The sequence below is a fragment of the Bradyrhizobium sp. S3.12.5 genome (genome assembly GCF_040548225.1).
GTDB lineage: Bacteria > Pseudomonadota > Alphaproteobacteria > Rhizobiales > Xanthobacteraceae > Bradyrhizobium > Bradyrhizobium cytisi.
This window is the reverse complement of record NZ_JBEPRF010000009.1, coordinates 72597-96819: the sequence shown is the minus strand read 5'-3', so window position 1 is coordinate 96819 and position 24223 is coordinate 72597. Positions and strand designations below refer to the sequence as shown.

General features: G+C 65.2%; 19 protein-coding genes. 8 read left to right on the top strand and 11 right to left on the bottom strand.

Translation table 11 applies throughout. The annotated features are described in order from the left end of the window. Nucleotides 1-42 precede the first annotated feature (42 nt). On the top strand, nt 43-1425 hold the full coding sequence (gene dctA / locus ABIC09_RS14860) for a C4-dicarboxylate transporter DctA (RefSeq protein ID WP_148756293.1): 1383 nt from the start codon (nt 43-45) through the stop codon (nt 1423-1425). A 14-nt stretch (nt 1426-1439) separates the two neighbouring features. Here the strand turns inward: dctA and ABIC09_RS14855 are convergent, their stop codons facing one another. Continuing rightward, complete coding sequence (locus tag ABIC09_RS14855; protein WP_354109847.1) at nt 1440-3329, bottom strand: AsmA family protein; 1890 nt, start codon at nt 3327-3329, stop codon at nt 1440-1442. 274 nt (nt 3330-3603) lie between these two features. Here ABIC09_RS14855 and ABIC09_RS14850 point away from each other — a divergent pair, with 274 nt between their 5' ends. Continuing rightward, nucleotides 3604-4311, top strand: coding sequence for a CoA transferase subunit A (locus tag ABIC09_RS14850; protein WP_148756292.1), 708 nt, complete (start codon nt 3604-3606; stop codon nt 4309-4311). 10 nt (nt 4312-4321) lie between these two features. After that, nucleotides 4322-4972: a CoA transferase subunit B gene (locus ABIC09_RS14845; RefSeq protein WP_100176475.1), complete on the top strand. Its 651-nt coding sequence runs from the start codon at nt 4322-4324 to the stop codon at nt 4970-4972. Nucleotides 4973-5209: 237 nt separating this feature from the next. Here the strand turns inward: ABIC09_RS14845 and ABIC09_RS14840 are convergent, their stop codons facing one another. Next, nucleotides 5210-6247, bottom strand: a complete 1038-nt coding sequence (locus ABIC09_RS14840; protein ID WP_354109716.1) for an AraC family transcriptional regulator — start codon at nt 6245-6247, stop codon at nt 5210-5212. A 202-nt stretch (nt 6248-6449) separates the two neighbouring features. Here ABIC09_RS14840 and ABIC09_RS14835 point away from each other — a divergent pair, with 202 nt between their 5' ends. Beyond that, entirely contained in the window at nt 6450-7070 is a 621-nt protein-coding gene (locus tag ABIC09_RS14835) for a response regulator transcription factor (protein WP_354109715.1), read from the top strand. Nucleotides 7071-7259: 189 nt separating this feature from the next. Continuing rightward, a complete protein-coding gene (locus ABIC09_RS14830; RefSeq protein ID WP_354109714.1) occupies nt 7260-8939 on the top strand; it encodes a mucoidy inhibitor MuiA family protein in 1680 nt (559 codons plus the stop codon). A gap of 148 nt (nt 8940-9087) precedes the next feature. On the opposite strand, the gene ABIC09_RS14825 is transcribed toward ABIC09_RS14830, so the two are convergent. The 5 genes from ABIC09_RS14825 to ABIC09_RS14805 form a co-directional block, all read right to left on the bottom strand. Then, nucleotides 9088-10443, bottom strand: coding sequence for an esterase-like activity of phytase family protein (locus ABIC09_RS14825; RefSeq protein WP_354109713.1), 1356 nt, complete (start codon nt 10441-10443; stop codon nt 9088-9090). An 84-nt stretch (nt 10444-10527) separates the two neighbouring features. Further along, the gene (locus tag ABIC09_RS14820; RefSeq protein ID WP_502916390.1) at nt 10528-11427 is read right to left on the bottom strand and encodes a carbohydrate ABC transporter permease; all 900 of its coding nucleotides are present in this window, start codon (nt 11425-11427) and stop codon (nt 10528-10530) included. Then, complete coding sequence (locus ABIC09_RS14815) at nt 11420-12376, bottom strand: carbohydrate ABC transporter permease (protein ID WP_354082201.1); 957 nt, start codon at nt 12374-12376, stop codon at nt 11420-11422. The genes ABIC09_RS14820 and ABIC09_RS14815 overlap by 8 nt, the downstream gene beginning before the upstream one ends. Nucleotides 12377-12509: 133 nt before the next feature. Beyond that, nucleotides 12510-13853 carry an ABC transporter substrate-binding protein gene (locus tag ABIC09_RS14810; RefSeq protein WP_354082200.1) on the bottom strand — a complete coding sequence of 448 codons (1344 nt, stop codon included), beginning with the start codon at nt 13851-13853 and terminating at the stop codon, nt 12510-12512. An 88-nt stretch (nt 13854-13941) separates the two neighbouring features. Continuing rightward, entirely contained in the window at nt 13942-14985 is a 1044-nt protein-coding gene (locus tag ABIC09_RS14805) for a C-terminal binding protein (RefSeq protein WP_354082199.1), read from the bottom strand. A 262-nt stretch (nt 14986-15247) separates the two neighbouring features. Here ABIC09_RS14805 and ABIC09_RS14800 point away from each other — a divergent pair, with 262 nt between their 5' ends. After that, nucleotides 15248-16933 carry a methyl-accepting chemotaxis protein gene (locus ABIC09_RS14800; protein WP_354109712.1) on the top strand — a complete coding sequence of 562 codons (1686 nt, stop codon included), beginning with the start codon at nt 15248-15250 and terminating at the stop codon, nt 16931-16933. A 225-nt stretch (nt 16934-17158) separates the two neighbouring features. On the opposite strand, the gene ABIC09_RS14795 is transcribed toward ABIC09_RS14800, so the two are convergent. From ABIC09_RS14795 to ABIC09_RS14785, 3 genes are all read right to left on the bottom strand, one after another. Next, the gene (locus tag ABIC09_RS14795; RefSeq protein ID WP_148756282.1) at nt 17159-18130 is read right to left on the bottom strand and encodes a Bug family tripartite tricarboxylate transporter substrate binding protein; all 972 of its coding nucleotides are present in this window, start codon (nt 18128-18130) and stop codon (nt 17159-17161) included. Between the two features lie 232 nt (nt 18131-18362). Beyond that, nucleotides 18363-19298, bottom strand: coding sequence for a DMT family transporter (locus tag ABIC09_RS14790; RefSeq protein ID WP_354032261.1), 936 nt, complete (start codon nt 19296-19298; stop codon nt 18363-18365). Between the two features lie 187 nt (nt 19299-19485). Beyond that, the gene (locus tag ABIC09_RS14785) at nt 19486-20418 is read right to left on the bottom strand and encodes a DMT family transporter (RefSeq protein WP_354109711.1); all 933 of its coding nucleotides are present in this window, start codon (nt 20416-20418) and stop codon (nt 19486-19488) included. A 369-nt stretch (nt 20419-20787) separates the two neighbouring features. Here ABIC09_RS14785 and ABIC09_RS14780 point away from each other — a divergent pair, with 369 nt between their 5' ends. Next, complete coding sequence (locus ABIC09_RS14780; RefSeq protein ID WP_148756580.1) at nt 20788-22080, top strand: adenylosuccinate synthase; 1293 nt, start codon at nt 20788-20790, stop codon at nt 22078-22080. A 37-nt stretch (nt 22081-22117) separates the two neighbouring features. Next, on the top strand, nt 22118-23710 hold the full coding sequence (locus ABIC09_RS14775; protein WP_354109710.1) for a hypothetical protein: 1593 nt from the start codon (nt 22118-22120) through the stop codon (nt 23708-23710). A gap of 134 nt (nt 23711-23844) precedes the next feature. Here the strand turns inward: ABIC09_RS14775 and ABIC09_RS14770 are convergent, their stop codons facing one another. Further along, nucleotides 23845-24141 carry a hypothetical protein gene (locus ABIC09_RS14770; protein ID WP_354032257.1) on the bottom strand — a complete coding sequence of 99 codons (297 nt, stop codon included), beginning with the start codon at nt 24139-24141 and terminating at the stop codon, nt 23845-23847. Between the last annotated feature and the right edge of the window lie 82 nt (nt 24142-24223).

Genomic DNA, 24223 nt, shown 5'->3' with positions numbered 1-24223 from the left:
AATCAATCAGAGCCATGAATCAGAGCCACGGGAGAAACGAGAATGCAGAAGGAAGCGCTGGCCGGGCACCCAACCACTGAGGTGCGAAAGCCATTCTACCGGATTCTCTATGTCCAGGTGCTGATCGGTCTCACGCTCGGTATCCTCACCGGCCATTTCTGGCCCGAATTCGGTGCCGCGCTAAAACCCTTCGGAGACGGCTTCGTAAAGCTGGTCAAGATGATGATCGCGCCGATCGTGTTCTGCACCATCGTGAGCGGCATCAGCAGCATCAGCGATTCCCGCGACATCGGCCGCACGCTGATGAAGTCGATGGCGCTGTTTTACCTGCTGACCGGGCTCGCATTGCTGGCTGGGCTGACCGCCGTGTCGCTGATCCAGCCGGGCGAGGGGATGCATGTCTCCGTCAGCACGCTGGATCCAACGGTGGCGGCGAAATTCAGCAAGCAGGCGGGGGCGTCCGGATTTGCCGATTTCGTGCTGCACATCATCCCGCATTCATTCTTCGGCGCCTTCGCCGATGGTGAAGTGCTGCCGGTGCTGCTGGTCTCGGTGCTGATCGCCTTCGGCCTTGGCCGTGCCGGCGACAGCGGTGCTGCGGTGACAAAGGCCATCGACTCGTTCTCACAGGTGCTGTTTGTGTCCTTCGGCTTCATCATGAAGCTTGCCCCGCTCGGCGCTTTTGGAGCGATGGCGTTCACGGTCGGCCGCTACGGCATCCGTTCGATCGGCTCGCTCGGACTGCTGATCCTGACCTTCTATGTCGCCTGCTCTGTCTTCGTGGTCGTCGTGCTCGGCACGCTGGCGCGGCTGAACGGCTTCAGCCTGTGGAAGACCATCCGCTACTTCAAGGAGGAGCTGCTGATCGTGCTCGGCACATCGTCCTCCGAGCCGGCCTTGCCCGGCGCGCTGCGCAAGCTGGAGCAGCTGGGTTGCCGGAAAGGCGTGTCAGGGCTCGTATTGCCGATGGGCTACTCTTTCAATCTGGACGGTAGCGCCATTTATCTCACGCTGGCGTCCATGTTCATCGCCCAGGCCTGCGACATTCACCTGTCCTGGGGACAGATCGCGGCGATGCTCGGCCTGATGCTGTTGACGTCCAAAGGGGCCGCGGGTGTTACCGGCAGTGGCTTCGTCGCGCTGGTCGCGACGCTTACCGTGATGCCGGATCTGCCGGTGACCGGCGTCGCACTGTTGGTGGGCATCGACCGCTTCATGTCCGAAGCGCGGGCGTTGACGAGCATGATCAGCAACTGTGTCGCAGCCATCACCATTTCGCTCTGGGAGGACGCATGTGACCGCGAGGTGCTGGCCCGTGAGCTGGGACAGAGTGGCGCTCACGAAGCGGCAGCGGGATCGAACGGCGTGGCAGCAGTTGCACGAGAGGACAAGAACTGGATTTCAGCGACGCAATCGGCAGCTTGATGCTGCCTTTCACGCTAGTTGGACTTCGCGCCCTCTTTGGCGTTCTCCGCCGTCGGCGAGCCCTCCGGCACCTGTCGCTTTCCGCCGGTGATGCGCTGCTTCAGCAGGTCGAGGAAAGGAGACGCCGCAGGCGACTGGCGGATCAGGGCCTCGGGATCTGGGAAGATCAGCGGATCGTCCCAGGGACCCTGCACCATGAAGGGCAGTTGAAAGCCGGACGTTGTGTTGAGGCTCGCCACGCCCTTCATGTCGTATTCGCGCGTCGGCACCGATGCGGTGCCGGTCAGCGTGATCTTCGCCGAAGGTCCCTCGATCCGGATGTCCTCGGCGGTGGCGATCCCGTCGGCGAATTTCACGGCAATTGTGAGATTGTCAAACGGCGTCGAGCCGTTGCGGAAATTGCCGCCGCCGGACAATGGCCGGCGCTCGAGCCGCTTCAAGAGCTGCTCGGCATTGAAGCCTGCAATCGCGCCGTCGTGGCCGGTCACAGTGGCGGTGCCGTCGAGCGACTGCACCAGGCCGAACGGGCTCGAGCCGGAAGCGAGCAGCGACACGTTGATATTGCCGCGGCCGGACAGCTTGTTGAGGCCGAACAGTTCGGAGGCGCAGGCCTGGAGGTCGACGTCGGTGAACTGGAATTGCGCCTTGATGTCGGCGACCGTGTCGGAGCGCGAGATGCCGAACGAGCCCTTGGCGATGCCGCCATAGACCTGGGCCTCGCCGACCGAGAGCGCCAGCGTGCCGTTGCGCAAGTTCGCGCCGATCGCGGTGCGGCCGAGCTTCGTGGGGCCGACCGTCAGCTTGGCGGCCGACAGGCGCATATCGAGGTCGGTGGTCGAGAGGCCATTAAGGTCGAACAGCTGCCTGTTCCAGTCGCGCGCGCCGCTCGCGAGCAGGCGGAAGGTGGAGATATAGGGCGTCAGGTCCAGCGCGTCGGCGGCGAGCGTCGCCTGCAGCGTCTGCCGGCCGTTATTGGCGTAGGTGATCACGCCTTCGGCGGTGTTGCCGTCGAGCTCGACATTGACATTCGTTAGCGCGATCGAGGCGCCGACGACATTGGCGCGCGCCTTCAGCGCGAAGCGGCCGAAGCCGCCGCTGCCGGGCTGCGGCTGGCCGGTCCAGCGCAACGCGTTGCGCAAGGAGGGGCTGTCGATGGTGAGCGTGCCCTCCATCATCGGGCTGGTGCGGTTGGCGACGCTGCCGTCGAAGGCGAGCTTGAGCGGTGCGCTGGCGATCCGCGCCTTCAAGCCCGAACGGTCGCCGGAGAGGGCCGCGACGAAATCGGCAATGCTGATGGAGCCGTCGACGCGCTCGCCGCGCCAGTCGAATTGTCCGGTCGCGGCAAAGGAGCGCGAGATCGAGGGCCAGGCTAGCGACAGGTCGATATCCTCGAACTTCTCGATGGCGTTGGTGGCAACGTCCTCGTAATTGAGCACGCCGTCCTGGATCCTGATCTCGGAGAACGAGACCTGGTTGTCGGCGCCGGGCTTCATCGTCCGTGCGATGGTCTGGATAAAGGGTGTCCAGTTGCTCTCGCCGTCCCGCTTCAGGCGGACATGGATGTGCGGCCGCAGCAGCGTCAGGTCGGCGATCTCGAACCGTTGCAGCAATAGCGGCAAGAGCCTGAGATTGGCGGTGAGCACGTCGACATGGAGCGCGGGGTCGGCGGTGCCGCCGCCCTTCAGGCCGACGTCATGGAAGGAGATGTAGCTTGCCGGCAGCACGAAAATGTCGATGTTGCCTGCCACGCTGAGCTCGAGCCCGGTGACGTCGCGGATCTGCGCTTCCACTGCCTTGCGCAGCGCGTCGCGGTTGATGAGCCAGGAGGTCGCGAGCAGGGCGATCAGCGCGAGGCCGAGCAGCGCCGCGATCGGCGTCCCGAGGCGCTTCATTCCTTGGGCCATGGTCAATGGCGTGTCCTGATCGGGTTGGTCGCTGGAGCCAGAAGGGCGGAGCGGGAAACCTGCGCGCCCCCACGCCCAACCCCCGCAACTTGATGGGTTTTCTTGTCGCTTTCAAGGCCGCGGGCGGGTCTGCCCACGGCGTGGGCAGCTTCTACCACCGGCTCTCCGAACGGAGAACCCCGTATCATTGACGGCTTCGGACGATTTCGCCTAATAATCGCCGCCAATAATGGCGCGACGCCTGCAGGCCGCAGCTTCAGTCGAGGGTTTTTGCATGAACAAGGTCTATCCCGACGCCAAGTCGGCGCTTGAGGGCGTTCTCAAGGACAATATGATGATCATGTCGGGTGGCTTCGGCCTCTGCGGCATCGCCGAGGTGCTGTCGGATGCGATTCGCGACTCCGGCGTCAAGGGTTTGACCGTTGTCTCGAACAATGCCGGCGTCGACGGCATCGGGCTCAGTCGCCTGCTGGAAACCCGCCAGATCAAGAAGATGATCTCGTCCTATGTCGGCGAGAACAAGCTGTTCGCCCAGCAATTCCTCGCCGGCGAGCTGGAGCTCGAATTCAATCCGCAGGGCACGCTGGCCGAGCGCATCCGCGCCGGCGGCGCCGGCATCCCGGCCTTCTACACCAAGACCGGCGTCGGCACGCTGATCGCCGAAGGCAAGGAAGTGAAGGAGTTCGACGGCGAGAAGTATCTGATGGAACGCGGCCTGTTCGCCGACCTCGCCATCGTGCACGCCTGGAAGGGTGATACCGCCGGCAACCTGATTTACCGCAAGACCGCGCGCAACTTTAATCCGATGATGGCGACTGCTGCCAAGATCACGGTGGCCGAGGTCGAGCATCTGGTTCCCGCCGGTGAACTCAACCCCGACCACATCCACACGCCCGGCATCTTCGTGAAGCGCATCGTCGAGGTCGGCACGGCCCAGAAGCGCATCGAATTCCGCAACACCCGCCCGCGCACCGCCGCCTAAGGAGAGTCACATGGCCTGGACCCGTGAACAGATGGCCGCGCGCGCCGCGAAGGAATTGCGCGACGGCTACTACGTCAATCTCGGCATCGGCATCCCGACGCTGGTCTCGAACTACATCCCCGACGGAGTCGATGTCAGCCTCCAGAGCGAGAACGGCATGCTCGGCATGGGCCCGTTCCCGTATGAGGGCGAGGAGGACGCCGACCTCATCAACGCCGGCAAGCAGACCGTGAGCGAGCTGCCCTCGACCTCGTATTTCTCGAGCGCGGATTCCTTCGGCATGATCCGCGGCGGCCATATGGATCTGTCGATCCTCGGCGCCATGCAGGTGGCCCAGAACGGCGATCTCGCCAACTGGATGATCCCCGGCAAGATGGTCAAGGGCATGGGCGGCGCGATGGACCTCGTCGCCGGCGTCAAGCGCGTCGTCGTGGTGATGGAGCATTCCGCCAAGGACGGCTCCAAGCTCTTGAAGAAGTGCAATCTGCCGCTGACCGGCGAGCGCGTGGTCGACATGGTCGTCACCGATCTCGCCGTCTTCACCATCGACAAGCACGGCGACGGCGGCATGGCGCTGATCGAGCTCGCCGACGGCGTCACGCTCGACGAGGTCAAGGCCAAGACCGAAGCCGAGTTTCGTGTCGCGCTGAAGAACACCTGAGACGGCGGAAAAGAATGATCGCGAAATGGCCGGGCTTCGTCCCGGCCCTTTTTCGTTTGGACGTACGTTGCACACTGCCTCGACACCGTCATTGCGAGGAGCTCTTGCGACGAAGCAATCCAGGCTGTCTCCGCGGAAAGACTCTGGTTGCTTCGCTGCGCCGCTGCGCTCGCAATGAAGTAGTATGAGGCGTGGCCGCGGCTCCTCCAATTCCACCGGCCCCGCGCGCACTGAGCCTTAAGCGGCTGATGCCGACGCTACCTCGGCCGGCTTCGCCTCAGGCCGCACGCCCTTGCGCCAGTCGGTGATAGTGCAGCCGAAGCGACCGCGGAACCAGCGGGCCATGGCGCTCTGCGCCGAGAAGCCGAGCTGTGCGGCGATATCCGCCAGCGGCCGGTCGGGGTCATCGATCAGCTGGATCACGAGATCGGCGCGTTGCGCGTCCAGAATGGCCGAGAAGCTGGTGCCCGCCTCGGCCAGGTGCCGATGGATGGTGCGGCGGGTGCAGGCGAGATGCTCGGCCACGCGTTCAACGGTGCAGTCGCCGCTCGCGAGCAGGATGCGCACGACCTCGTCGACCTTCCCCTCCCAGCTTGCCGGCCGGTTTTCGATCGCCTCGATCCGCTTGCGCAGATAGTTCGCGATGAGGGGATGCGCGCTCGGGATCCGGCGCTCCATGTCGTGCGCCGACAGCAGGATCGAATCCTCCTCCGCGTTGAAGATCACGCGGCAGCCGTAGAACTCGCGGTAGCGCTTGCGGTCGTGCGGCGGCGGGTAGTGCAGGTGAACTTCCTGCGGCCGCCAGTCACTGCCGAACAGCGACTGGATGATCCGATGGACGCTGCCGAGCGCCATGTCGATCGACTGGCGCGGGGCGGTCGGCTGCCGGCCGCGCAGATGCAATGTGACGGTCACAGTCTGCTTGGCTCTGACGATCTCGAGCTTCATGCCGTCGTGATGAACATGGATGAAGCGCGAGAATGCTTCGATGGCCTCGCCGACGGTCGCCTGTTCGCGCACGATCAGGCCGACCGCGCCGAAATTGGTCAGTCCTCCGCGCTCGGCCAGCCGCAAGCCGAAATCTTCGGCGCCGGATTCCTCTGCCGACAATTCGAGCAGGCGACGCAGACTTGCGACGGCGATGGGGGTATCGGGCTGATCGAGGACGGCCAACGGCAGCCTGGCCTTGCGCATCATTTTCCCGGGGTCGAGCCCGACCGACCGGGCGACCTCCGGATAACAGCTCAAGCCTGCGCTGCGAATGAGGTCGGTCATGCGACCTGTTCCTGTCAGCCATTCCCCGCAGATGTCCCGAAATGTAAAGTTTCTGTCCCGAGCCGTCAAATCCGGGAACAAGGTGGAACATACATAAGAGAAAGCGAAGCACCGGCGCCAATGCCGTGCTCATGACGGCGGGGCGCGATGGGGCCTCCGGCCGTCACGTGCCATTTGACCAAGACATTGCTGGATCGGGATTATGCCGGGAAACATGGTTTCCAAGGGTGAGGTATTCGTCATTGAAACCGACGCTGCCTCCCGCGAACAATTGTCCAACGCGCTCCAGCAGAGCGCTTATAACGTGATCTGCTTCGCCGACGGCGCATCGCTGCTGTCGGAAGCCAAGGCGCGGATGCCGGCCTGCGTATTGCTGGAGATGCCGCCGGATCGCTCCGCCCTCGACGTGCTCAAGCGCCTGCGCGAAGAAAATTGCATGGCGCCGGTCTTGGTGACCTCGGCGAATGGCAGCATCGCCATGGCGGTCGACGCCATCAAGAGCGGCGCGGCCGACTTCATCGAGAAACCGTTCCGCACCCACGACGTCGTCGGTCGGATCGATGCTGCGATCGACGAGTCTGCCCAGCCCGATTCGAGCCGGCAGCGCTGGCTGCCCGGCTGCGAACCCCTGACTGCGCGCGAAGGCGATGTGCTCGCGCATCTCGCTGCCGGCCGGACCAACAAGGAGGTCGCCCGGCGGATGCATCTGAGCGCACGCACGGTCGAAGGCTATCGCGCCAGCATCTTGAAGAAGGCCGGCGCCCGCAACGTGACGGATTTGCTCCGCCGCATTTATGGCCAGGGTACGCCCGGCCAAGCCTGACCTCGGCCTTTTACGACTCGGTTGTGCCGCGGCGCGGTGACGCGTTCCGCGGCCATGGTGCCGCCGCAACGGCGCCCAACGGAAACCCTAATCGAACCGGTTCCTTCCCTGCCGCGTCTCACCACGATGGCGTGGCACGTTTTTGCGCGTCCGGCTGGCGGCGCGGCGATATCGGCAGGGAGAAATTTGATGCGTACGATCGCAAGATGTCTGGCGACGACGAGCCTGGTCCTGGTGACCGCAGCGCTCGCCTCGCCCTCATGGGCCGCCGATGTGGACGCCACATCGGCGATCGACAACGTCACCGTCTATCCTGATGGCGCCACCGTCACCCGCGTGATCGCGATCGACCTCGCCACCGGCGACAGCACGCTGGTCGCCAGGGATTTTCCGCTCTCGCTCGACCCATCCTCTTTGCGCGTCGAGGGTGAGGCCGGCGCAAAACTCACCATCGGCACCATCGATGCGCGGCCGCCGCGTGCGGCGCCGCCGGTGAATCTTACCGAGCTCGAGAAGCGCATCGAGGCGCTCAAGGACGAGCGCGCCGACCTGCAAGGCGCGATCGATGCGGCGGCCGCCCGGCGCAAGTTCGCGCAGCGCTTTGCCGAAGCCTCTCCCGCCGGCCTCGGCGAGAAGGGCGAGGCGCGTCCGATCACCGAATGGCGCGCGGCCTTCACTGCCGTGGCTGAGGAGGTCGCGGCCGCTGAAACGGCGATCCGCGATGCCGCACGAAAACAGCGCGAGATCGATCGCCAGATCGCGCAACTCGAAGCCGACCGATCCGCCAAGCCGCCAAGCAAGCTGGAGGTGCGGATCGACGTCGCCTCGGCAGCGGCGACAAAGGCGACGCTGCGAGTGACTTACGCCGTGCGCAATGCGCGCTGGCTGCCGCTCTATGACGCCCGGCTCGACACTGGCGCCAAGGACCGCAAGCCGCAACTCGAGCTGGTTCGCCGCGCCGAGGTGACGCAATCGACCGGCGAGGACTGGTCGAACGTCACGCTCGGCGTTTCCACCGTCCGTATCGCCCGCGGCGGCAGCGCGCCGGAGCTGGGCACGCTGGTGGCGCAATATCCGCAGGTGCCGAAGCCGCGCGCACTGGGAGGGGCCGCTGACATGCCGGCGCCTGCGGCGGCGCCGATGCTGCGAAAGATGGAGGCGGCACGAAGCAGGGAGGAATTTGATCTGCCGGCCCAACGTGCCGACGAGCAGCAAGCCGTTGCGGAGATCGGCGACTTCCAGGCCACCTTCAAAATCCCTGGCCGCGTCAGCCTCGGCGCCGCCGAAGGCGCCAAGAGCCTGCGCATCGCCTCGATGAACGTGCCCGCCGATCTCGCGGTGCGCGCTGCGCCGGTGCTGGATCCCACTGCCTTCCTCGAGGCCAGCTTCAAGCAGACCGACGATACGACGTTGCTGCCGGGCAAGGTCGCGATCTACCGCGATGGCGTCTTCGTCGGCCGCGGCAAGCTCTCGGGCTCGGTCAAGGACGACATCGTACGGCTCGGCTTCGGCGCCGACGACAAGGTCAAGGTCGAGCGCGCGGTGCTCAAGCGCAACGAGGGCTCGGCCGGCTTGATCGTGACGACCTCGAAGACCGATGAGCGCACCTTCAAGACCACCATCCGCAACGGCCACGACTTCCCGATTCACGTCACGATCGAGGATCAGCTGCCGGTTAGCGAGAATGACGAGATCGCCGTCGAGATGCTGCCCGCGACCACGCCGCCCACGGCAAAAGATATCCGTGACAAGCGCGGCGTGCTGGAATGGTCGTTCGATGCCAAGCCCGGCGAGGTCAAGGACATCAACTTCGCCTGGCGCGTCCGCTGGCCGAAGGACAAGAGCATGGTGATCGTGCCGTCGGGCTAGATATCACCCGCTTCGCTCCTTCTCTCCCGTCATGCCCCGCGAAGGCGGGGCATCCAGTACTCCGCGGCATTTCCGTATCACACGGATGCCGCGGCATACTGGATCGCCCGGTCAAGCCGGGCGATGACCGTGTTGAGAGAGCTCCAGCTTACTTCGCCTTCAGGAAATCGGCGACGTCGAGCAGCACGAACTCGTCGTCGTCGGCCTTGTTGGGATCGCGGCTGGACGAGAACGGCAGATTGTTGTCGTTGCCGACGATGATGTGGGTGTCGTCGACGCGATCGACGTTCTCGATGGTGAAGAACGGGAAGGTGTAGACGCCGTCGTTGAGGGCTTTGCGCGCCTTCTTATCGGGATCCTGGATCTTCAAGAGGTCGATATAGCCGATCTTGCGCACGGGCTTGCCGACATTGGCCTCCGTCAGCTCAATCTTGTAGACGCGCTTGAACTTGGCGACGTCAGGGAAGCAGTTCTCGCCGCGGGTGCCCGCCGGGCAGGCCTTGTCGGGCGTGCCTTCGCCGTTGTCGCGCTCGATGACGAGGCCGGCGCTCGGGTCGATCATGTTGAAGTCGCCGATAGCATTGCCATTCTGCTCCAACACATACTGCCAGTAGCGGCCGGTGAACTTTTCGGCGGCGACGTCGAATTCGAGGATGCGGGACGCTTCCTTGCCGTCGACCCGCTCCCAATCCTTCTTGTCGGCATCCCACAGCGGACCTTCGAGCAGGCCGTAGAGGAATTTGCCGTCCTTGGAGGACGCGAAGCCCTCAAAGCCCTTGGAGCGGCGCAGGTTGACGTTGGTGTAGGTCGCGCCGGGCGCACCCGGGGTCGCCACCGCCCAGTGGTCGGGCGAGCGCACCGGCTTGCCGTCGGCGATGGTTTCGAACACGGCGAGGATCTTGCCTGATTTGTCGGCCTTCAGCACGTAGGGGCCGAACTCGTCGCCGATCCAGAAGGTGTCGCCGATGATCTGGAAACCTTCGGTGTCGAAGTCGGCGCCGGTGAGATAGCGCTTCTCGGTGTCCTCGTGGACGATGCGGAACGGCACGCGTCTGTCGGGATCGTGCAGGAAGACGGTCGCTTCGCGCTCGATCTTGCCGCCCGCCCAATCCATCTTGTAGTGGTTCAGGTACAGCATCGAGTCCGGCGAGTTGGCGCGCGCGCCCATGCCGTTGTCGGTGATGACCCAGAAGCTGCCGTCGGGCATCGTCTTGATGCCGGAATGGCCCTGCAGCGGCTGGCCCTTGAACGGCAGCGAGACGCCGGTCGAACGCTCAAACGACTTACCCATCACGGTGCCGAGCGCGTCGACGCGCTTGCCGGTGGTGTATTTGCCCGAGGTCTTGAGATCGGCCGGCGCATCGGCCGGGGCATCGATGAAGGTCGCGGCCGGCATCACCACGTGGCCGGCGAGCTTGGCCGGGAATTCACCCTCACTCTGTGCGAGCGCGGTGCTCGCGGTGAGAATGACCGTTGCGACGGTGCTGAAAAAAGTCGCGCGCATGTGCGTCTCCTGTTAACGGGAGGCCGTCTTATGCGGATCGCGTATTGCAGTTTTGTGAAACCGGGCCAAACGCCGCAGGCACAGCTATTCCTTGACCGCGCCGGTGAGCGAAGACACGTAGTAATCCACAAACAGCGAGTAGAAGATCGCGACCGGCAGCGAGCCGAGCAGCGAGCCCGCCATCAGCGCACCCCACTGGTAGACGTCGCCGGTGACGAGCTCGGTCAGGATCGCGACCGGCACGGTCTTGTTGGCGCCGCTCTGGATGAAGGCGAGCGCGTAAATGAACTCGTTCCAGGACAGCGTGAAGGAGAAGATGCCGGCCGAGATCAGGCCGGGCACCGCGAGCGGCAGCGTGATCCGCCGCAGGATCTGCAGCCGCGTCGCACCGTCGACCAGCGCGCATTCCTCGAGCTCGTAGGGGATCGACTTGAAATAGCCGATCAAGAGCCAGGTGCAGAATGGCACCAGGAAGGTCGGATAGACCAGGATCAGCGCCAGCGGCGAGTCGAACAGGCCAAACTGCACGACGACGGTGGCGAGCGGGATGAACAGGATCGACGGCGGCACGAGATAGGCGAGATAAATGCCGAGACCGACATACGGACTGCCGCGGAAGCGCAGGCGCTCGATGGCATAGGCAGCGAGTGTGCTCGCGATCAACGATAGCGTGGTCGAGCCGATCGCGACCAGCATTGTGGTCCACAGCCAGCGCGGATAGGCGGTGTCGAACAGCAGGTGCTTGATGTGGGCGAGCGTCGGCGAGGAGATCCAGAACGGGTTGTGCTCCCGGTAGTTCATCAGCTCCGCGTTCGGCTTGAACGACGTGATCGCCATCCAGTAGAACGGGAACAGTAGGATCAGCACGAAGCAGCCGAGCGGCAGATAGATCATCATCAGCCGCCGCAGCCCGGAATCCCAGGCCATGGTGTCGGGCGCCGCTTTCGCGTCGGCGACCGCGGAGGCTTGCGCGGTGTCAGTCATTGGCCTCTCCCTGCTGCCATTTGCGGCGCGCCAGGCCGAAATAGGAAAACAGCGTCGCGAACACCAGGAACGGGATCATCGACACCGCGATGGCCGCGCCTTCGCCGAGCTCGCCGCCGGCGATGCCGCGCTGGAACGCGAGCGTCGCCAGCAAATGGGTCGAGTTGCCGGGGCCGCCGCGGGTGATGGCATAGACCAGCTGGAAGTCGGTGAAGGTGAAGATGATCGAGAACGTCATGACGATGGCGAGGATCGGCATCATCATCGGGAAGGTGATGTAGCGGAAGCGCTGCCAGGCGCTGGCGCCGTCGAGCATGGCGGCCTCATAGAGCGAGGGCGAGATGGTCTGCAAGCCCGCCAGCAGCGAGATCGCGACGAAGGGAATACCGCGCCAGATGTTGGCGGCGATCAGCGAGAGCCGCGCCGGCCAGGGCGAGCCGAGGAAGTCGATGTTGGTCGTGCGCCAATGCAGCACGTCGACCAGCAGATAGGAGATGATCGAGAACTGTGGATCGTAGATCCACCAGAACGCCAGCGCCGAGAGCACCGTCGGCACGATCCAGGGCAGCAGGATGATCGCGCGCAGCAGGCTCTTGAACGGAAAATGGTTGTTGAGCAATAGCGCAAGCCAGAAGCCGAGCGCGAACTTCCCGAAGGTCGCGATGCCCGTGTAGACCACGCTGTAGAACACCGCGTTCCACCACAGGGAATCGGTGAGCAGGTACTGGAAGTTCTCCAGGCCTATGAACTCGCCCTTGCGGCCGATCGTGGTGTCGGTGAAGGCGAGCCAGAGGCCGAGCCCAAGCGGATAGGTCAGGAATACCCCGAGCAGCCCGATCGCGGGCGCAAGGCACATCACGACCAGGAACGGCTTGTAGTCGAACAGGCGCACCAGCCAGTTCGGTTGCCGCTGGACCAGCACGGATGAGGAAAGGGTGGTCACGGACATCGGTTCGTTGGTCCCGTCTGAAGTGTCACCACACCGTCATTGCGAGCGCAGCGAAGCAATCCAGTCTGGTTCTGCGGCTGGCAGTCTGGATTGCTTCGTCGCAAGGGCTCCTCGCAATGACGGTCGCTCCGTCTTACTTCTGCCGCCTGAAATACCGCTTGCAGCGCTGCTCGGCTTCTGCGGCGGCGGCCTCCGGCGTGGCCGCGCCGGTCGCAACCGACGCGAACATCTGGATCAGCACGTAGTCGGCGCTGACGGCGCCGGTCGCCGTCGAGATCGGGCCCGCATAGCCGTCGTAATAGGTGCTGTTCATGGTGTCCTTGAACAGCTTCACCTTCGGGTCCTGCGACCACACGGCGGCCTCGGCATAGGCCGCGAGCGGCTGCGCCCAGTAGCCGGAGTTGGCGTTGAGCCACGGCTCGTACTGGTCCTTCTCCAGCATGAATTGCAGGAAGGCCTTTGCGGCGTTGGGGTACTGGCTGTGCTTGAACACCATGGCGTTCAGCGTCAGGCCGGCCATCGGCGAGACCTTGGCCACGCCCTTCGGCAGCAGCTGATGCTCGCTGTCGTCGGCGATCGCCTTGGTCGCGGGATCGTTCTTCAGCGAGAAATACAGCGAGACGCCGTTGGCGGTCAGCGCGATCTCCTGCGCGGCATAGGCGCGGTTGTTGCTGACGTCGTTCCACGAGGTCGTGCCGGCGATGAAGGTCGGGTAGAGCTGCTTGACCCAGTTCAGCGCAGCGATCGTCTCCTTGCTGTTGATGATAACGTTGCCCTCCTCATCGAGCAGGGCCGCGTTGTGCGACCACAGCGCCCAGCTCGCAAAGCCGTTGCCGTCGCCCTTGGCGTTGCCGAGCGCGAAGCCGGCGGGCTTGCCGGCCTTTTGCAGCTTCTGGCAGAGATCGAGGATGCCGGCATGGTCTTCCGGCACCTTGTCGAAGCCGACCGATTGCAGGATCGACTTGCGGTAGATCAGCGGTCCCGCGGTCGCGCCGAACGGCAGGCCGATCCAGGTGTCGCTCTTGTTCTTCTTGCCATAGCGCTGCGCCAGCGGCAGCCAGCCACCGTAACGCTTGCCGGCATAGTCGGCGACGTCGGTCAGCTCGATCAGCTTGTCGATATAGATGTGCGGCGCATCGGAGAAGCCGATGATGATGTCGGGGCCGGCGCCGGAATTGGCGGTGACCGCGGTCTGCTGGTTGATGTCCTCCCAGCCGACGAAATCGACCTTGACCTCGACGCCGGTCTCCTTGGTGAACTTGGCCGCATTGGCGCGGAACACGTCCTCGTCGGCCTGAACGAAGCGTACCGGCCGCAACATGCGCAAGCTTGCGCCCTTCTCGATCGGCAATTTCGGTGCGGGGACGTCGGCGGCCTTGATCGCGGATTGAGCGTGCGCTGCAACACCAGTGGCAGCGACCGTTGCAGCGGACAGGCCCAGCGCCAAGGCATCACGACGTGTGATGTCGTTCCTCATCGGATCCTCCCTATGATGTCTCCCTTCCCGGCGTTGATCGCCGGTGAAGGGCCGTTTTGGTCTTTTGGCGCGCTTTGCGCCGGCCGCCTTAGCTGTTCGGGCCGCGGTCCATGCCGACGGGCTGCCAGCGGCGGAGCGCGGTGTCTTGCAGCACCGACGGGTTCACGCAGCTTACCGGCCACATGCCCTGAAGCACCAGTGACAATTCGTAGCCCACCCGGCGCTTGCGCGCCTCGTCGAACCGTGCCGAGGCCGAGGCGACATGGGCGGTCAGGGTCACGTTCTCCATGCTGAGGATGGGGTTGTTGTGCGACGGCGGTTCCTTCTCCAGCACGTCGAGGGCGGCATGCGCGATCCAGCCCTCCTGCAGCGCCTTGATCAGGCTCTCCTCGTCCACGGTGGCGCCGCGCCCGGTATTGATGAAGATCGAGCCCTTCTTCATCTGCCGAAAATGCTTCTCGGTCAGCATGTGATGCACTTCGGGCCGGGCAGGCGCATGCATCGAGACGAAGTCGGATTGCGACAGCACCTCGTTCAACGTCGCCGGGATGACGCCGTGGTCCCACATCAGCGTTTCCTGGATGAAGGGATCGTAGGCCATCATGCGCAGGCCGAACGGCGCGGCGCGCTTCGCAACGGCACGCGCGACGCGGCCGAACGAGACGAAGCCAAGCGTCTGGCCCATCAGCCGCGGGATCTTCAAGAGCGCCGGCCGCCCCTCGGCCCAGCGGCCGGTGCGCACCATCTTGTCCTGCTCGACCAGGCGGCGAAAGCCTGACAGCAGTAGCATCATGGCGTGGTCGGCGACTTCCTCGATGAAGGTGTCGGGGATGTTGGTGACGGGAATGCCGCGCGCGGTCGCCGCCTTCACGTCGACGCTGTCGACGCCGACCGAGCCGAGCGTGATGACCTTACAGCTCTCCAGCGCGTCGATGATGGTCTTGGTGATCGGGATGCCCTTGGCGTAGATCGCGTCGGCATTCCTGGCGGCGGCGATGAACTCCGCCTCGTTGGCCGGCGCCTCGACGATCTCGGCATCGATCGGATCGAGCGCCTCGCGCTCGTAAGAATAGTCGCTGCCCGCGACCGTGAAGCTCGCGCCCTTCGGCGTCACCACCCTGTATTTCGGCATTTCCTGCTCCCGATTTGGTTTGTCGGTTCTTGTTGTGGCCCGCACCCTTTCGGCGGGCTTTGCGTCTTTTACGCGAAATCGGCACGGTCGCGTACAATTCCCGGTTGTCGCCGTCGTGATTATTTGCCGGTTCTGCCGGCATCGTCGGGGCTTCTACGGAGGCACGTAAGTAACTTGCTAAGGGGTCTCACACTAAAAGTTGATTTAATTTCGATCGATTCACTCGCGCGCCCGCATCCCTTTTTTCCCCGGAGCCCACCCCGTGAAGTTGAGCAATCTGAAGATCGCGCCCAAGCTTGGCATCCTTGTCGGCGTCACCTTGTTCGGCCTCTGCGTCTCCGGAGTCCTGGCCGGTTATCTGATGAAGCGCGCCATGGTCGACGCGCGAATCGACCAGACCAGGTCGATCGCCGATCTTGGTCGTAACTACGCAGCCGCTCTGAAGAAGCGCGTCGATGCCGGCGAGCTGACGAAGGATGCGGCCATGGCCGACCTTCGCCGCTACGGCAATGCGATGACTTACGACAACGGCTCGGGCTATCTGTTCGGCACGTCCTATGACGGCATCACCCAGCTCGCGCCCGACCCGAAGCAGATCGGCGCCAACCGCATGGACGTCGTGACCAATGGCCGCAGGCTGTCGGTCGAGCTGATGGACGGCGTCAAGGCCAACGGCTCGATCCTGCTGTACTATGAATACGTGAAGCCCGGCCAGGAAACACCGATCCGCAAGATCGGTTACGCGGTGGCCGTTCCCGGCTTCGACATGTATCTCGGCACCGGCGCCTATCTCGACGACATCGACGCCAAGATGGTCCCCGTGTTCTGGTCGCTTGGTCTCGCCATGCTCGGCATCGTCATCGTCGCCGGCAGCGTTGCCTGGATGATCGGCCGCAGCATCAGCCGTCCGCTGGCCCTGCTCGGCACCCGCATGAAGGATCTCGCCGGCGGCAAGCTCGAGGGCGACATTCCCGGCGTCGGCCGCGGCGACGAGGTCGGCGCGATGGCCGCGACCGTCCAGATCTTCAAGGACAACGCGGTCCGCATCCGCGACCTCGAGCAGACCGACGCGGCGGCGAAGGAACGCGCCGCGACGGAACGCCGCAGCGCGATGGAAGATATCGCCAACGACTTCGAACGCAGCGTCAACGGCATCGTCCGCTCGGTCTCGTCGGCGGCTGCCGGCATGCAGTCGACCGCGCAGTCGATGACCGCGACCGCCAGCGACGCCTCGTCGCGGGCGGCAACGGTCGGTGCGGCCTCGCAGAGGGCGTCCGGCAATGTCGGCACGGTTGCTGCTGCCGCCGAAGAGCTGTCGAGCTCGGTTGCGGAAATCTCCCGCCAGGTGACGCGCTCGACCGAAGTGGCGAGCCGCGCCGTCAGCGACGCCGAGCGTACCAACGCCACGGTGCAGGAGCTCTCGACCGGCGCCGAGAAGATCGGCGAGGTGGTCAAGCTCATTCATTCGATCGCGGCGCAGACCAACCTGCTCGCGCTCAACGCCACCATCGAGGCGGCGCGTGCCGGTGAATCCGGCCGCGGCTTCGCCGTCGTCGCCTCCGAGGTCAAGGCGCTGGCCAACCAGACCGCCAAGGCCACCGAGGAAATCTCCGCCCAGGTCGCGGCGATGCAGACCTCGACCAGCGATGCGGTCGCAGCGATCGGCGGCATCACCCAGACCATCGCCGAGATGAGCGAGATCACCGCCGGCATTTCGTCCTCGATCGAGCAGCAGGGCGAAGCCACCCGCGAGATCGCCCGCAACATCCAGTCGGTCGCGGCCGGCTCGAGCGAGATCAACGCCAATATCGGCAGCGTCACCTCGGCCGCGGAAGCGACTGGCAGTGCGGCCAGCGACGTGCTCACCAACGCCCGCGAGCTCGACAGCCAATCCGGCGCGCTGCGCAGCGCGGTGGACGGCTTCCTCGCCAAGGTCCGCGCGGCATAACGCTTTGCGCTGAATTCGTAGGGTGGGCAAAGACGCGCAAGCGCCGTGCCCACCTTTTCTTTTTGAGTGCGTGGTGATCGCCGGCGGGCACGTGCCCCGGACGCAGTGCAGCGCTTCTTCAGCGGTGCGCTGCCGGGCCGGGGCCCATAATAGCGGCAGTCTGGGTCCCGGCTCTGCGCAGCAGCGTATCACGCTGCAGCGCGTCCGGGACACGAGAACCATCCCCTACTGCTTCTCGATTCCCGCATCCCGGATCAGCCGCTCCCACAGCACCAGCTGCTCATTCACGAACGTGCCGAGCTGCTCCGGCGTGCCGGAGAAGGCGTCCATGCCGAGGGTGGCGAGCTGGGCCTTGATCTCAGGCTTCTCGACGATCTTGCGGATCTCGGCGTTGAGCCGGGTCACGATCTCCTTCGGCATGCCTGCTGGGCCGAAATAGCCCTGCCATGACGAGATGTCGAAGTCCGGCACGCCGGCCTCCTGCATCGAGGGAAGAGTGGGGATCAGCGGCGTGCGGTCCTTGGTGGTGACGGCGAGCGCCCGCAATGCGTTGCCCTGGACATGCGGCAGTCCGGTCAGGATGTCCACGAACATCATCGAGACGCGGCCGCCCATGACATCGTTGAGCGCCGGCGGCGAGCTCTTGTAGGGCACATGCAGGAGGTCGAGCCCCGCATTGTGGGCGAAGGTCGCGCCCGACACGATCGCCGAGGACGAGCCTGAGGCGTAGCTCAGCTTGCCCGGATTGGCCTTGCCGTAAGCGACAAGCTCGGCGACTGTCCTGGCCGGCACGTCCGGGTGGATCACCAGCATGAAGGGCAGGTCGCCGGTGCGCGCGATCGGGGTGAAATCCTTCACAGGATCGTAGGTCAGGCTTTTGAGCAGATAGGGATTGGCCGAATGCGTGGTGTTGGTCGTCACCAACAGCGTGTAGCCGTCGGGCGCGGAGCGCGCGACATAGGTCGCCGCGATCATGCCGTTGGCGCCCGCCTTGTTCTCGATGACGATGCCGACGCCGAGCGCCTGCGACAGATGCTGCGAGATCAGCCGCGTCGTGGTGTCTGTGCCGCTGCCCGCCGCAAACGGCAGCACCAGCGTGATGTTGCGGCTCGGCCAATTGTCGGCCTGCGCGGCGGATGCGGCGGCGAGACACAGCACGGCGGCGGTGCGCAGGACGCGCATGAGCGATAACGGCATGTTCGGACGTTCCCTCTTTTTTCGTTGGCGGGGAACCTAGCGTCTCCTCGTTGAAATCGGAAGGCAGGAGTTTGTCTCGTGCCCCGGGCGCAGTGCAGCGCGCCGCACTTCGCGGCGTGATGCGCTGCTGAACCGGGGCCCATGCGGCAGACTGGGTCCCGGCTCTGCGATGCAGCGCTTGAGCGCTGCATCTTGTCCGGGACCCGAGGGCGCGCGTGTCCGCGGTGCGGAATTACTTGACCGCGGAGCCCTGGCGCGAGGCGATGACGACGCCGGCGAGCACCAGCGCGTAACCGATCAGGTGGAACGGCTGGAGCTTTTCGCCGAGCAGCAGGATCGCCATCGCCGAGCCGAACACCGGCACCAGATGGAAGAACGGCGCGGCGCGGTTCGGCCCGATCAGCGCGACGCCGCGGTTGAAGAACAGATAGGCGAGCGTCGAGGGGAAGATCAGGATGTAGCCGAGCGTCAGCAGCGTCACGGTGTCGAATTGCATGACATTGCCGCTCCACACCTCCCAGATCGCCGTCGGCAGCAGCATCATGGCGCCGCAGCAGGTGGTGAAGGACAGGAACGATAGCTGATGAACCTTCGGCCGGCGCGGGATGAAGGCGGAGTAGAGCCCGAACGCCACCAGCGAGGAGGCGAACATGATGTCGCCCCTGTTGAACGAGATGCTCGCCAGCGCCGCGAGGTCGCCGCGCAGGATGATGACCAGCACGCCGAGCAGCGAGATCGCGATGCCGGCGAGCTGCCCGCGGGTCAGCCGTACGCCGAACAGCACCAGCGACCACAGCGCCACGAACAGGGGACCTGCCGACTGGATCAAGAGCGCGTTCAGCGCCTCGGTGTATTGCAGGGCCCAGTAGGAGATCGCGTTGTTGAAGGCGAAGCCGACCAGCGACAGGAACAGCATCAGCGGCAGGCTTTTGCGCAAGGCCGGCCAGTCGCGCTTCAGATGCGGCCATGAAAACGGCAGCAGGATCAGGAACACGCCAAACCAGCGGATCGTCGTCACCGTCAGCGGCGGCACATGCGCGCCGACATGGCGCGCAAGCACGATGTTGCCGGCCCAGAACAGCGAGCTCAGGCTGAGCAGCAGATAAGGCTGGTTGTTGAGCCAGCCGGCCGGACTCGAGGCAGGTGGCGCGGGCGAAGCGATCGTCATTGGCGTCAGGTGCGAGCTTGCGCCGGATTGGCGTCGTGACACAAGGCACGCCGCCGCAATGCTACAATGCAGGCACGACCCGAAGAGGCGCCATGGGCGGTCAATATGTTGGACGCATTCTTCATATGGCGGGCGCTGTTTCGCTCCGCGCACGAACCTCTCGCGTTGAGTTCATTGAAGGAAGAGTCTACGTCGCCTGCTTCCTCGACGCCACGAACACGCCTGACAGCACCAACGCGAAGCCGAGGAAGTGGAAGGCCTGCGGGTGTTCGCCCAAAAAGGCCATCGCCATGATCGAGCCGAACACCGGCACGACGTGGAAGAACGGCGCTGCGCGGTTGGCGCCGATCAGCCTGACACCGCGGTTGAAGCAGAGATAGGCGAGCGTCGACGGAAACACTGACACATAGAACAGGGTCAGCAGGTTCGGTCCGTCGAGCTTCATCACGGGACGCGCAGACAGCTCCCAGATCTCGAGCGGAATGAGACAGGCGGCGCCGGCGCCGAAGGTGAAGGCGAGGAACGACAGGCCGTGCATCGGCGGCCGCTTCAAGGTCAGCACCGAATAGAGCGCGAAGATGATGAGCGCGACGATGAAGATCAGGTCGCCCTTGTTGAAGGCGATGTTCGACAGCGTGGTGAAATCGCCGTGCAGCAGGATGATCAGCACGCCGCACATCGAGAGAGCCACGCCGAAGGCCTGCGCCGCGGTGAGGCGGATGCCGAGGATGGCCAGCGACCACAGAGCGACGATCAAAGGCGCGGCCGACTGCAGCAGCAGGGTGTTAAGCGCCTGGGTATGCTCCAGCGCCCAATATTGCAAGGTGTTGAAGGCGCCGATGCCGGTGATCGACAGCACGACCATCAGGCCGAGCTTTGCGCGGATCGCGGGCCAGTCCCGGGCGAGATGCTTCCAGGCGAACGGCAGCACCAGCAGGAAGGCGAAGCTCCAGCGCAGGAAGGACAATGTCACCGGCGGGATGTGGCCGGCGGCGAGGCGCCCGACGACCGCATTGCCGGCCCAGCACAGCGCGGTGATGCCAAGCAGCAGATAAGGCTGGTTGGCAATCCAGTGCTGGCCGGATGTTTCGGTGCTGGTGGTCTGGCCGGTGGCGGACATTGTGATTGTTATGGCCCCGCGTGCAACAACGCCAAGGCCTCCGGCCCGGCGACGTCCGGGCCGGTCGAGACCCGGCCCGGTTCAAAGACACGGAAATCGAGGTCGCAGCAACGGGGCGGATGCATCGCCACCATGCAGCGGCCGGGGCTGCCCCTCACGCTTTGGTCGAAGGGAGAGCATTGCCCTGGAAGGTTTCCGGATTTTCCGGGGATATCAAAGGCTTGGATCGGGCGTTGGGTCCTCAAAAAGCCCGGTTCTTGCTTGCCTAGAGAGGCTGCTTCCTTTATCCGGTTGGTGCCTCGCGTACGAACGGCTCCGGGCCGGGAATTGGGCTGGGCGCATCTAAATTCTTCGAAGGATTACCCGCGAATGGCCAATGTTGTCGTCGTCGGCGCCCAATGGGGCGACGAAGGAAAGGGCAAGATCGTCGACTGGTTGTCGGAGCAGGCGGACATCGTCGCGCGCTTCCAGGGCGGCCATAATGCCGGCCATACGCTGGTGATCAATGGCGAGACCTACAAGCTCGCGCTGCTGCCCTCCGGCGTGCTGCGCCCGTCAAAATTGTCGGTGATCGGCAACGGCGTCGTGTTCGATCCGCAGGCCTTCCTCGACGAGGTCGCCAAGCTGCGCAGCCAGGGCGTCGCGGTCGGCCCGGAGAATCTGCGCGTCGCGGAGAACGTCACGCTTATCCTGCCACTGCACCGTGAGCTCGACGCCTTGCGCGAATCCTCCAATTCCGCGACCGCGATCGGCACCACCCGCCGCGGCATCGGACCGGCCTATGAGGACAAGGTCGGCCGCCGCGCGATCCGGCTGATGGATCTCGCCGACCTCGACACGCTCCCGCACAAGATCGACCGGCTCCTTGCGCATCACAATGCGCTGCGTCGTGGCCTCAACCTGCCGGAGTTCGACGGCAACGAGATCCTGAAGGAGCTGAGCGCGCTGGCGCCGCAGCTGCTGCCCTATGCAGAGACCGTGTGGCGCCTGCTCGATATCGAGCGGCGTGCCGGCAAGCGCATCCTGTTCGAGGGTGCGCAAGGAGCGCTGCTCGACGTCGACCACGGCACCTATCCATACGTCACCTCGTCCAACACGGTGGCGGGGCAGGCCGCGACCGGAACGGGTATCGGTCCGGGTGGCGTCGGCTACGTGCTCGGCATCTGCAAGGCCTATACGACCCGCGTCGGGCAGGGACCGTTCCCGACCGAGCTGCTGAACGAGATCGGCGAGGAGATCGGCCGTCGCGGCCGCGAGTTCGGGGTCAATACCGGACGCAAGCGCCGCTGCGGCTGGTTCGACGCCGTGCTGGTCCGCCAGACCGTGCGAACCTGCGGCATCAACGGGCTGGCGTTGACCAAGCTCGACATTCTCGACGGCTTCGATTCGATCGATGTCTGCGTCGGCTACAAGCTCGACGGCAAGGAGATCGACCATCTGCCGGCCGGCGAGGGCGCCCAGGCCCGGGTCGAGCCGATCTGGGAGACCATCGAGGGCTGGAAGGAGCCGACCGCCGGCGCGCGGTCCTGGGCCGATCTGCCCGCCCAGGCCATCAAATATGTCCGCCGGATCGAGGAATTGGTTGGATGCCCGGTGGCGCTGCTTTCCACCAGCCCCGAACGCGAGGATACTATCCTCGTACAAAACCCGTTTGAGGCTTAACGATCTCTTACCAGGACGCGCGTATAGTTGAGTAGAAATGGCTGATTACTATCCGCTGATCGCCCGCGCTATTGCCGCCCTGGACCCCAATGCTCCCGGCGAAAGCCGGCGCGCGCTCTATGAGCGGGCGCGCACGGCCCTGATCGCGCAGCTCCGCAGCGTCCAGCCGCCGCTCTCCGAATCCGAGATCACCCGCGAGCGGCTGTCGCTGGAGGAGGCCGTCCGCAAGGTCGAATCGGAGGCCGCCCAGCGTGCCCGCGAGGCCTCGCGCCCCGGTGGTGGCGGCCGCAGCGGGAGCGGCAGCGGCGATGCGTTCCGACGGGCCAGCGCCCGTGCGGCCGACAACAACCCGCCCGCATCTCCTCAGTCGGCCGCGCCGCCGCGGGCCCGTCCCGCCGCACCGCCGTCGCGCAGCGATCGCCCGCCGCTCGGCGGCGACGACCAGAACGACGCGCCGCGTCCGCCCCGCGCCCCGCGTTTCGATGCGCCGCGCCAGCCGGCTGCGCCGGAGCCGCCGGCCGGGCGCGATCGCTCGCCCTCGCGCCGCCCGCCGGATGGCGGACCGCCGCCACCGCCGGCGCCAGGCGTACGCGGCTTCCGCGACATCACCGCCGACGTCAACGATCTCGGCGGCGCCGCCGCGCAGGCCAACCGCGCCGCGCGCCGCACTTACGCCAACGTGCCGTCGCCCTCGCCGGAATTCGACCGGCTCGAGCCGAGCCTGGAGAACCGCGCCGCCGAACCCGACGCGCCCTATTCCTATGACGAGTCGATGGAGGAGGCCGAGCGCTACGCGCCGCAGTCGTCGTCGCCGCGTCCGCGCATCGCAGCCGACCGCGGCGCCAGGAAGCCCAAGCGCGCCGGCTCTATCTTCCCGTTCAAGAGTGCGATCGCCATCGGCATCGTGCTGATCCTGGTCGGCGCCGGCATCCTGTGGGGCAAGTCGCTGGTGCAGACCGCGACCAATCTGTTCAAGCCCTCGCCCACCCAGGTGGTGGAGGCGCCGAAGGATGCCGCGCAGCCGCAGAGCAAGCCGAAGATTCCGGATCGCGTCGGCCAGCCCTCGGCGAGCGACCAGCCGGCTGCGCCGGTGGCGCAGAAGGTCGTGCTCTATGACGAGGATCCGTCCGACCCGAAGGGCAAGCAATATGTCGGCTCGGTGGTGTGGCGGCTCGAGCCGATCAAGGCCTCGGGCAACCAGAAGGCCGACGTCGCCGTGCGCGCCGACATCGATATCCCCGACCGCAAGTTCAAGATGACGATGTCGTTCCGCCGCAACACCGACTCGTCGCTGCCGGCGAGCCACACGGCCGAGCTGACCTTCATCCTGCCGCCGGACTTTCCGGGCGGCAGCGTCTCCAACGTGCCGGGCATCCTGATGAAGTCGAACGAGCAGGCGCGCGGCACGCCGCTCGCGGGCCTCGCGGTCAAGGTCACCGACGGCTTCTTCCTGGTCGGCCTCTCCAATGTCGACGCCGACCGCTCCCGCAACGTCCAGCTTCTGAAGGAGCGCTCGTGGTTTGACGTGCCGCTGGTCTACGCCAACCAGCGCCGCGCCATCATCGCCATCGAGAAGGGCGCCCCCGGCGAACGCGCCTTCAACGACGCCTTCGCGCAGTGGGGCGATTAGGCCGGGCCTAGTTCTCTTCCGTCATTCCGGGGCGCGCGACGCGCGAGCCCGGAATCCATCGTGCCGCGCGCTGTGCAGCGAGATGGATTCCGGGTTCGACGCTGCGCGCCGCCCCGGAATGACTTGCAGATGGGTTACTGCGCGGTCGCTTCCCGCTTGCGTGCCGCAGTGGCGGCTGCGTGCTCGCGGTCCATCACGGCGCGGCAGCCGGGGCTGACCTGCGCTTTTTTCTGGACCATGCAGGCCCTTATCCGCGTGATGTCGGGGATCTCACTGGAGCACAGCCGCATCGCATCGCCCGTGCACATCTGCTGTGCTTCGGACGAGAAGGCGAGGCCGGGTGATGTCTGGAGGGCGATCGCGGTGGCGGTGAGAGCGAACAGCGAAGCGGCGGTCTTCAAGAGCGAAGCGATGGTTTGGTAGCGTGTCATGAACAATGCGTCCCCGAGTTCCGTGGGTCGAACCACTTGGTTTTGGGGCGCTGCACGCGACTTGATCTGCCGCATGTCACAG

Bases quoted from the DNA above. Each gene is read 5' to 3' on its own strand.
- dctA (WP_148756293.1), top strand. From the start codon at position 43: ATGCAGAAGGAAGCGCTGGCCGGGCACCCAACCACTGAGGTGCGAAAG.
- ABIC09_RS14855 (WP_354109847.1), bottom strand. From the start codon at position 3,329: ATGGCCCAAGGAATGAAGCGCCTCGGGACGCCGATCGCGGCGCTGCTC.
- ABIC09_RS14850 (WP_148756292.1), top strand. From the start codon at position 3,604: ATGAACAAGGTCTATCCCGACGCCAAGTCGGCGCTTGAGGGCGTTCTC.
- ABIC09_RS14845 (WP_100176475.1), top strand. From the start codon at position 4,322: ATGGCCTGGACCCGTGAACAGATGGCCGCGCGCGCCGCGAAGGAATTG.
- ABIC09_RS14840 (WP_354109716.1), bottom strand. From the start codon at position 6,247: ATGACCGACCTCATTCGCAGCGCAGGCTTGAGCTGTTATCCGGAGGTC.
- ABIC09_RS14835 (WP_354109715.1), top strand. From the start codon at position 6,450: ATGCCGGGAAACATGGTTTCCAAGGGTGAGGTATTCGTCATTGAAACC.
- ABIC09_RS14830 (WP_354109714.1), top strand. From the start codon at position 7,260: ATGCGTACGATCGCAAGATGTCTGGCGACGACGAGCCTGGTCCTGGTG.
- ABIC09_RS14825 (WP_354109713.1), bottom strand. From the start codon at position 10,443: ATGCGCGCGACTTTTTTCAGCACCGTCGCAACGGTCATTCTCACCGCG.
- ABIC09_RS14820 (WP_502916390.1), bottom strand. From the start codon at position 11,427: ATGACTGACACCGCGCAAGCCTCCGCGGTCGCCGACGCGAAAGCGGCG.
- ABIC09_RS14815 (WP_354082201.1), bottom strand. From the start codon at position 12,376: ATGTCCGTGACCACCCTTTCCTCATCCGTGCTGGTCCAGCGGCAACCG.
- ABIC09_RS14810 (WP_354082200.1), bottom strand. From the start codon at position 13,853: ATGAGGAACGACATCACACGTCGTGATGCCTTGGCGCTGGGCCTGTCC.
- ABIC09_RS14805 (WP_354082199.1), bottom strand. From the start codon at position 14,985: ATGCCGAAATACAGGGTGGTGACGCCGAAGGGCGCGAGCTTCACGGTC.
- ABIC09_RS14795 (WP_148756282.1), bottom strand. From the start codon at position 18,130: ATGCCGTTATCGCTCATGCGCGTCCTGCGCACCGCCGCCGTGCTGTGT.
- ABIC09_RS14790 (WP_354032261.1), bottom strand. From the start codon at position 19,298: ATGACGATCGCTTCGCCCGCGCCACCTGCCTCGAGTCCGGCCGGCTGG.
- ABIC09_RS14785 (WP_354109711.1), bottom strand. From the start codon at position 20,418: ATGTCCGCCACCGGCCAGACCACCAGCACCGAAACATCCGGCCAGCAC.
- ABIC09_RS14780 (WP_148756580.1), top strand. From the start codon at position 20,788: ATGGCCAATGTTGTCGTCGTCGGCGCCCAATGGGGCGACGAAGGAAAG.
- ABIC09_RS14775 (WP_354109710.1), top strand. From the start codon at position 22,118: ATGGCTGATTACTATCCGCTGATCGCCCGCGCTATTGCCGCCCTGGAC.
- ABIC09_RS14770 (WP_354032257.1), bottom strand. From the start codon at position 24,141: ATGACACGCTACCAAACCATCGCTTCGCTCTTGAAGACCGCCGCTTCG.